The sequence below is a fragment of the Paenibacillus radicis (ex Gao et al. 2016) genome, assembly GCF_014641555.1.
Classification (GTDB): Bacteria; Bacillota; Bacilli; order Paenibacillales; family Paenibacillaceae; genus Pristimantibacillus; species Pristimantibacillus radicis.
In genome coordinates, this window is the sequence record NZ_BMHY01000023.1 from 62692 (window position 1) to 68691 (window position 6000).

At 49.4% G+C, this 6000-nt stretch carries 6 protein-coding genes; 4 read left to right on the forward strand and 2 right to left on the reverse strand.

The genetic code is table 11. The features are described from left to right. Positions 1 to 20 precede the first annotated feature (20 nt). Together IEX98_RS28165 and IEX98_RS28170 are read left to right on the forward strand one after the other, a co-directional pair. On the forward strand, positions 21 to 584 hold the full coding sequence (locus tag IEX98_RS28165; RefSeq protein WP_188893014.1) for a stalk domain-containing protein: 564 nt from the start codon (positions 21 to 23) through the stop codon (positions 582 to 584). Positions 585 to 755: 171 nt separating this feature from the next. Continuing rightward, a complete protein-coding gene (locus IEX98_RS28170; protein WP_188893015.1) occupies positions 756 to 1079 on the forward strand; it encodes a DUF1292 domain-containing protein in 324 nt (107 codons plus the stop codon). Positions 1080 to 1158: 79 nt separating this feature from the next. Here the strand turns inward: IEX98_RS28170 and IEX98_RS28175 are convergent, their stop codons facing one another. Together IEX98_RS28175 and IEX98_RS28180 are read right to left on the reverse strand one after the other, a co-directional pair. Next, the gene (locus IEX98_RS28175; RefSeq protein ID WP_188893016.1) at positions 1159 to 1554 is read right to left on the reverse strand and encodes a DUF1885 family protein; all 396 of its coding nucleotides are present in this window, start codon (positions 1552 to 1554) and stop codon (positions 1159 to 1161) included. A 209-nt stretch (positions 1555 to 1763) separates the two neighbouring features. After that, positions 1764 to 3233, reverse strand: coding sequence for an aminotransferase class I/II-fold pyridoxal phosphate-dependent enzyme (locus IEX98_RS28180; protein ID WP_188893017.1), 1470 nt, complete (start codon positions 3231 to 3233; stop codon positions 1764 to 1766). A gap of 115 nt (positions 3234 to 3348) precedes the next feature. Here IEX98_RS28180 and IEX98_RS28185 point away from each other — a divergent pair, with 115 nt between their 5' ends. Both IEX98_RS28185 and IEX98_RS28190 read left to right on the forward strand, forming a co-directional pair. Beyond that, entirely contained in the window at positions 3349 to 4605 is a 1257-nt protein-coding gene (locus tag IEX98_RS28185; RefSeq protein ID WP_188893018.1) for an MFS transporter, read from the forward strand. 20 nt (positions 4606 to 4625) lie between these two features. Next, on the forward strand, positions 4626 to 5816 hold the full coding sequence (locus tag IEX98_RS28190) for an MFS transporter (RefSeq protein WP_188893019.1): 1191 nt from the start codon (positions 4626 to 4628) through the stop codon (positions 5814 to 5816). The last annotated feature ends 184 nt before the right edge of the window (positions 5817 to 6000 follow it).

Genomic DNA, 6000 nt, shown 5'->3' on the forward strand with positions numbered 1-6000 from the left:
CGGATGGAGGGTTTTCATCGATGAAATTCAGTAAAATTGCTATCCTTCTTATCGTGCTGACGCTATGTGGAGGAACGTTGATGTTTGCGGATGCGGCGACGCAGAAGGTGCGCGTTATATTAAACGGCAGCGAGCTGGACGACAACGGACTGATTGTGGACAACAAAACCTATTTGCCGCTTCGGCAAATTGCGAACGGATTGCAGGCGATTGTCAGCTGGGACAATCAGACCAAGAAAGCAACGCTGTATAAACCGAATGTTCATATGATTCTGTTCCAGGATAAAGTCGTATTCGGCAATGTAGACAAAGGCAATCGTTATACGTTCAACGTGTTGTCCCAGATCGACAATCTGACGACAGAAGTGTCCGCTGTTAAAGTTTCGATTACCGATCCTAACGGAACGGAAAAAGTCATTCAATCGCAATCAGTCAACATTACGAAAGATAATTTCTGGTACCGGACCGAGGATATCAAATATAATTTTGAATTCGCCGGAAAATACGCTGTCCGCTTCTATATGAAGACGAGCGCGGCGGATGAGTGGACAGTTGTGTCGGAGAAGCTGATTACTTCCCAATAAGCTGGTGAGCAGGCTGTTTCCATGAAAGATTAGCCCTTATTCTCGATAGAGAATAGGGGCTTTTTTCGGCTTATAATTCAGGGTTTCAGCCATGATCATGGTTTGACCGCTTTACCGTCTCATGGTACGATACGAGAGTATGTATATATCATTGAAATGGGGTATTCTGCAATGAGCGAGCATCAACATGGAGACAACTGCGGCTGCGGACATGACCACGATCACGATCATGATCACGAAGAGCATGTGTTCATAGTAACAGACGACGAAGGCCAAGAACGTGAAATGGTTATGGTCTATACGTTTGAATCGGAAGATAAAGCGTATGCTGTTTTGCTGGATCGCAACGATCCGGAAGCGGACGGCGTTATTTTCCGTTTTGAAGAAGAGAATGAAGAGACTTTCCTGGTCGGCATCGAAGATGATGCAGAGTGGGATCGCGTAACGGCGATTTACGAAGAAATCGCTCGCGTGGAGAATGAATCCCAAGAGTAATCGGGAAACATTCAATACTTAACATGGTAAAAGAAAAACCTGTTCCTATAGGCCTATAGGACAGGTTTTTTTATGTTGTTCATTTCCGGGGGTTATAGTAAATCGTCCGTCCGTTGAAAAGCTGAAGCTCCGCCTGCAGCTGCTTCGCCAAGTATTTGCATAATTCATTAGCCTTAGCTTTGTCTCCATGGGTGGATTGCTCAGGCAGCACGGCTTGAATCGTTGTACCAGCTTCGTCTGTCCCGAAGATAATGTATTTGTAAGAGGGATGAGTGCCTTTCAAATAAAACCACCGGTCATCCTGCTTCGTCTCGATCGTATAGGGGAAGGCTGCTTCGGCATAATCCCAGTCCAGCTGCTGGCCGGTCAGCGTCGTTTGATCGCGGTAATGAAGCAGCTTCTCCTTTAATTGAGCTAGCGACAGTTCACCTTCGGCGGATCCTTGCACCAGCTTAATGTAAGCGCTCTGAACCATGCGTCCCACCTCCAAGCCCATCATAGCATGCGGCAGCTTCCTTTTACAATAAGTGGAACTGTGGAGCTTCAACAATCAAAATGCAAAAATATATTTTATTTGTTGCAGATGCGCATTTGGTTCGTTGCGGTGCCAATGAAAAACGCCGGTTACGCTGCCCTGATAGATAATCAGGCTGCGCAACCGGCGTTGCTTTTCTCTCAGGAAAACTAGAAAATTGCGTTTTCCTCCACGATCACTTTTACAAATTGAATGCTGCGGTCCTCTGGCCCCTTAACCGGCAAGCCAACCTCTACATGATCGATAATATAGTCGATGTTGTTTTGAGAGATGACCTCTCCCGGCAGAAGAATCGGAATGCCCGGAGGGTACACATAGATGAACTCGGCAATAATACGTCCGGCCGATTCCTTGAACGGCACGACTTCGGTTTCCCCGTAAAAAGCGTCGCGAGGCGTCAGCGAAAGCTGCGGAATGTCCGGAATCTTAACGACCAGCTCACGCGCTTCAGCGCCTTCATGGAACGCTTCAGACAAACCTTTTAGCGATTCAATCAATTTATCGACAGAATCGGACGTATCTCCAGGGGTAACTAGGCAAAGAATGTTATACATATCGCTCATTTCGATCTCGAGGTTATAATGCTCACGCAACCAGTTCTCCGTCTCATAGCCTGTTAGGCCAAGATGGCGGATATGAACCGACACTTTCGTAGGGTCGTAATCATAGGTGGCTTCGCCGCCCAGTATTTCTTCTCCGAAGCAGTGCAGGCCTGGAATCATATTAATCTGCTCGCGCGCATATTGGGCCAGATTGATTGCTTTTTCAGCAATATTATGACCGTTAATGGCGAGATTGCGCCGCGATGTATCGAGTGACGCAAGAAGCAAATATGAAGTTGAAGTTGTCGTCAGCATGCTGATAATCGTCTGAATCCGGTGCGGATTGACGCGGCCTTTGCGTACGTTCAGCACAGAGCTTTGCGTCATAGAGCCGCCTAGCTTATGAACACTGGTAGCAGCCATATCGGCGCCTGCTTCCATCGCAGACATTGGAAGCTTCTCGTGGAAATGAATCAGCACGCCATGTGCTTCATCGACGAGAACGGGAATGTCGTAGCTATGAACGAGATCGACGATTTCTTTCAAGTTGGCGCAAATGCCGAAGTAAGTCGGATTGATGACCAATACCGCTTTAGCATCGGGATGCCTGTCCAGCGCACGTTTGACCGAGCGCGTCGTAATGCCGTGGTCGATGCCTAGATTGGCATCTCGGGCAGGGCTGATGAAGACAGGGCGTGCACCTGCGAAAATAATAGCAGCCATAATCGATTTATGCACGTTGCGCGGCACGATAATTTTATCGCCTGGCGCACAGACCGTCATAATCATCGTAATAATGGCACCGCTTGTTCCTTGTACGGAAAAATAAGTGTAATCAGCGCCGAAAGCATCGGCTGCGAGCTTTTGGGCTTCTTCAATAACGCCGGTCGGTTGATGCAAATCATCCAGCGGGGCTATATTGATCAAGTCGATCGACAACGCGTTGTCGCCGATAAACTCGCGAAATTCGGGATCGCTGCCTTGGCCTTTCTTATGTCCCGGAATATGGAACTGTACCGGGTTCTGCTCCGCATGGCGGCGGAGTGCGCTGAAGAGCGGGGTTTGGTTATGGTCCATCGCTGTAATCCCTGCCTTTCGGTATCGTGAAAAAGTGCAAACAAAATTGAGTATAGCAAAAACAAGTCGGAATGCAAGCAGCATTTTTAGATTCTAGAATCGGAGTGTATAAGCTATGAACCAAATCGAAGCGCCGGCGAAGCGCAAAAGCCCAGTGTGGAGCTCGCCATTTGTCATTCAGCTGCTAATTATTATGTTGCTTGTAGAATTTGTAAAAGGAGCGTTGATCGTATCGATCCTGCCCGTATATATGGGGACGGTGCTTGGCCTGTCTGCTTATGCAATAGGCTGGTCGCTTGCGCTTCTATATATAGGAGACAATGCATTCCGTAGTCCGCTTGGCTGGCTGATTGAACGGGTTGGCTATCGGCAGACGATGCTTTTCGGCATCATCCTCACCTTTGTTTCCGTATTAATCGTCACCTTTATGCATCATGCAGGCTGGCTGATCTTTGCCTGCCTGCTGCTTGGCGTCGGCACTTCGCCGTTATGGCCTTGCGTCATAACAGGAGCAACGGCGGGCGGAGAATCAAGCGGAACTGTCATGAGCGTTGTCTATATGTCCTGGCTGATCGGAATTGGAAGCGGGCCGATCGTAATCAATTTTTTTATTGCGCATACGTATACGCGCGCTTTTCAGATTCTGATTGCGGCCATGACGATCGCAGTCATCGTCACGCTGTTGCTTCCGGGGAGGAGACAGTCCAAGGCAATGGAACAGGCATCGGAGACCGCCGATGGTCAGATGACGGCGGCTGCTAAGCCGATACATATTAGAGCTGTCGAATATATCAATAGGCTTCGCCAATCCCTGAATGTTAGCCGGCTGCTATATCCGGCAATGTTCGCACAAAACTTCGCGCTCGGGCTGCTGACGCCGATTCTGTCGCTTTATGCGCGTACGGTGCTTCATCTATCGCCCCAGCAATACAGCTATTTTCTGGTCGCTGGAGGGGCGGTCACGGCGCTGGGTCTCATTCCCGTCGGCAAAGCCGTTGACCGGTGGGGCACGCGCTGGCCGCTGCATATCGGCTTTCTGCTGGCCGCTGTATCATTGCCGTTGCTCGGGATGACCAGACATCTTCCAGCGGTTCTCGTCATTGTGGCGATCGTCGGCATCGGCTACGCTTGCATTATACCGGCCTGGAATGCTTTTATCGCCGAGCAAATTCCGAAGACGGAGCGCGGGGCGGTGTGGGGATTTTTTCTGACGATTGAAGGATCGGGAATGGTGCTTGGCTCTATTATGTCCGGGAGGCTGTGGGACAGCTTTGGCCCGCATATGCCTTTTCAGCTTAGCGGTGTCGTGATGGTCACGTTATTTGTTCTTCATTTGTTCATAACTAAGCGGCAGCGCGTTATGGTACGATAGCGAATGGAGGCGAATTGGTTATGCGAGACAAACGACTACTAATTGTAATGGCTATTCTAATGACAACCTTCCTTGGGTTCGGGATCATCATTCCCGTCATGCCTGAAATTATTAAGGAAACTGCCCATCAGGGCTTTGAGAAGCATACTGGCTACATGCTTGCCGTGTATTCTCTCGTATCATTCGTGCTTTCTCCTTATTGGGGAGGCTTGTCCGACCGTATCGGAAGACGTCCGATCATCCTAACCGGCGTTGTCGGTTTTGCGATTAGCTTCGTCCTGTTCGGACTGGCGTCAGGCAGCTTGCCGCTTATGTATTTATCCCGCGTGCTTGGCGGCTTATTCTCAGGTGCTGTCACTTCCGTTATTGTTGCTTATGTTGCGGATATTACACCTAAAGAACACCGCACCAAAGGGATGGCTCTTGTCGGTATGTCTATCGGCGCAGGCTTTACATTCGGACCCGCTTTTGGCGGCTTCCTCAGCATTATTTCGCTGGAAACGCCGTTTTATGTCGCATCCGGCCTGGCGCTCTTTACGTTTGTATTGGCTTACTTAAAGTTAAAAGAATCGCTTGCTCCTGAGCAGCGCAGATCGGCATCCGAGCCTCGCGTGTCGCGATGGAGCGCTTTTACAGGTTCGCTGAAGTATTTGTACGTACTGGCGTTTTTCGTGACCTTTACGCTTGCGGGTCTGGAGGCAACGCTGCAAATCTTCGGCATGAAACGGTTTGACGTAACGCCGCTGCAGGTTGGCGTGTTGTTTTTTGTATGCGGTTTTGTCGGAGCGCTCGTTCAGGGCGGTTTCGTGCGGCGCCGTATTAAAAAAGGGGACGAGCCGAAGTATATCGGTATCGGGCTCGTCATTTCGGCGATCGGCTTTTTCATGCTGCTCGGTGCACATTCACTCTGGTGGGCAACTGCCTCGCTTGCCGTATTCGGCATCGGCAATGCGTTGATCCGTCCATGTGTAACATCACTCATTACGCAGAAAACGACCGTTGGTCAAGGGGTGGCCTCGGGATTAAGCTCCTCGATGGACAGTCTTGGCCGTATTGTTGGACCGTTGTTCGGGACGTTTCTATTTACGGTTGGCGACAACCTGCCGTACGTATCCGGCGGTGTGCTATGTCTTGCTGCACTGCTGCTGCTCGTTCAGTTCCGCAAGCTGGACAGCCGCCTGCAGCCAAGCTCGGAGACGAGCAACGCCTAGCTTAGTAGTCTGATGAGGGTAAATCTATAAGTTCAATGAGAATCAAAATGCAAATATACATTTTGATGAGCCTCACAAGGCTGCATAATCGCTATCAAAATGTAAAATGGACCTCTGTCAAGAAAGTAGACAATTCTTAAGTGTATCAACTTACTTTTTTGTAAAACTTCAACTCAAATTGATT